The organism is Maribellus luteus (genome assembly GCF_003576475.1).
Lineage (GTDB): Bacteria > Bacteroidota > Bacteroidia > Bacteroidales > Prolixibacteraceae > Draconibacterium > Draconibacterium luteum.
In genome coordinates this window covers 1-544 of the sequence record NZ_QWGR01000230.1, presented here as the reverse complement: position 1 = coordinate 544, position 544 = coordinate 1, and the positions used below count along the sequence as shown (strand labels likewise).

1 protein-coding gene is annotated in these 544 nt (G+C 65.6%); it reads left to right on the top strand.

Translation table 11 applies throughout. The features are described from left to right. On the top strand, positions 1–544 hold a 544-nt coding region (locus D1614_RS28705), incomplete at both ends, for a TRAP transporter large permease subunit (protein ID WP_119440536.1).

Below are 544 nucleotides of genomic sequence, written 5' to 3'. Positions count from 1 at the left end.
GTTACAGCGCAGCCTACGCCGTGAACGTGACCACGCATGCCTCGCTGGCCGGCGCGCTCATGCCGACCTCCACCAACATGATCATCTACGCCTTTGCGGCGCAGGGCATCGTGGGCTCGCTCAACGGCCAGCAGGTAAGCGGCGTGTCGATTGGCGACCTGCTGTTCTCGGGGCTGCTGCCGGTGCTATGGGTCATGGGCTTCGTGCTGATTGCCGCCTACTGGCAAGCCAAGCGCTACGGATTCCCGCGCCGTGCCGACGGCTCGACCGAGCTGCCGCCCTTTCCCGGCTGGGTTGCCGTTGCACGCGCCTTTGTGGGCGCGGTACCGGGCCTGATGGTGATCGCGCTGATCCTGGTGTGCGTGGCCATGGGTATTGCCACCGCCACCGAAGCCGCCGCCATCGCGGTTGCGTATTCCCTGTGCCTCACGGTGCTGGTCTATCGCTCCATGACGTGGACCAAGTTCCGCCGCGCCCTGACCCATGCCGCCAAGACCACGGGCGTGGTGCTGTTGCTGATTGCCGTATCGAACATGCTGCGCTT